The sequence below is a fragment of the Robiginitalea sp. genome, assembly GCF_049588695.1.
Lineage (GTDB): Bacteria > Bacteroidota > Bacteroidia > Flavobacteriales > Flavobacteriaceae > Robiginitalea.
Genome location: NZ_JBAVZJ010000623.1, coordinates 1 through 1714, shown reverse-complemented (window position 1 = coordinate 1714; position 1714 = coordinate 1). Strand labels below are relative to the sequence as shown.

At 50.3% G+C, this 1714-nt stretch carries 1 protein-coding gene; it reads left to right on the top strand.

What is annotated here, in order from left to right; all coding sequences use genetic code 11:
• Nucleotides 1–1714 (top strand): WD40/YVTN/BNR-like repeat-containing protein (locus tag WBV75_RS14195; protein WP_424121238.1); only part of this gene is annotated, 1714 nt, incomplete at both ends.

The window sequence follows — 1714 nt, the reverse complement described above, 5'->3', positions numbered from 1 at the left end:
TCTATTTGCAAATAACAAAACCGGGGTGGCCGATATGGTCATGGACCCTTCGAATCCGAACAAATTGCTGGTAGCGCTATGGGAACACAAGCGCGACCCCTGGTTTTTTAAATCCGGTGGAGAAGGCAGCGGACTCCACATGACTCATGACGGAGGTAAAACCTGGAAAGCCCTGGGTGAAAAAGACGGGCTTCCGAAAGGAGACCTCGGAAGAATTGGACTCGCGATCGCCCCGGGCAATCCGGAAATCATCTATGCGCTTGTGGAGGCTAAAAAAAATGGACTTTATAAATCTGAGGACGGAGGATTTACCTGGAAGAAGATCAACGATAAAAGCGATATCGGAGACCGTCCTTTTTACTACTCCGACATTTTTGTCGATCCGCAAAATGAAAATCGGGTCTATTCCGTATTTACTTACGTCAATGTATCCGAGGACGGGGGTAAGAATTTTGAACAACTCATGCCGGCTTACGGTGCAGATAATGGAGTCCACCCGGATCACCATGCCTGGTGGATCCATCCAGAGGACGGTAAGTTTATGATCGACGGGAATGACGGGGGTCTGAATATCACCCGTGATGGGGGACGCACCTGGCGCTTTATCGGGAACTTGCCCGTAGGACAGTTCTACCACATCAGCGTAGACAATGAATTTCCGTACAATGTCTATGGCGGTATGCAGGATAATGGATCCTGGAGGGGGCCTGCCTATGTATGGCGCGCTCAGGGAATTCGCAATTCTTACTGGCAGGAAATCGCCTTTGGAGATGGTTTTGACGTCGTTCCCGATGTGGAGGATTCCCGGTACGGATACGCCATGAGCCAGCAGGGGTATGTGCGCCGTTACGACTGGATGACCGGAAATGATTACAGCGTCAGACCAACCCCTCCGGATGCGGAAACAGAATTGAGGTTTAACTGGAATGCGGGAATCGGACAGGATCCTTTTGATTCCAAAACCGTGTACTTCGGAAGTCAGTTTGTCCATAAGAGCACAGATAAAGGCCTGACCTGGGAAGTCATATCTCCCGATCTGACGACTAACGATCCGGAAAAACAAAAACAAAGCGACAGCGGGGGCCTGACTATGGATGCCACAGGAGCCGAGAATCACTGTACGGTTCTGGTTATCGAACCCTCCCCGGTTGAAAAAGATATGCTCTGGGTGGGTTCAGATGACGGTAGGGTACACTACACCCAGGATGGTGGGCAAACCTGGACAGAGGTTACTGCCAATATTAAAGGCCTGCCCGCGGGAAGCTGGATTCCCCAAATCCGGGCTTCTAAAACGAAAAAAGGGGAAGCCCTTCTGGTGGCTAACGACTATAGACGCCACAATTATACGCCCTATGCCTACCGCACCCGGAATTACGGCAAGTCCTGGGAACGGATTGTAGATGAGGATGACACTAAGAGTTATGTCCTCTCCATAACAGAGGATCCTGAAAACCCGAACCTGATGTTTATGGGTACGGATGACGGCCTGTATCTTTCCATGGATGCTGCAGGAACCTGGCAGAAATGGACGCATGGGTTTCCTACGGTATCGACAAAAGATCTCGTAATCCATCCGAGAGAACACGATTTGGTCATTGGCACTTTCGGTCGCGCTGCATGGGTACTCGACGATATCAGACCTTTGAGGGCCATAACTTCAGACCCGGATATCCTTACAAAGGATATTAGTGTTTTCACCCCTCCAACAGCCTAT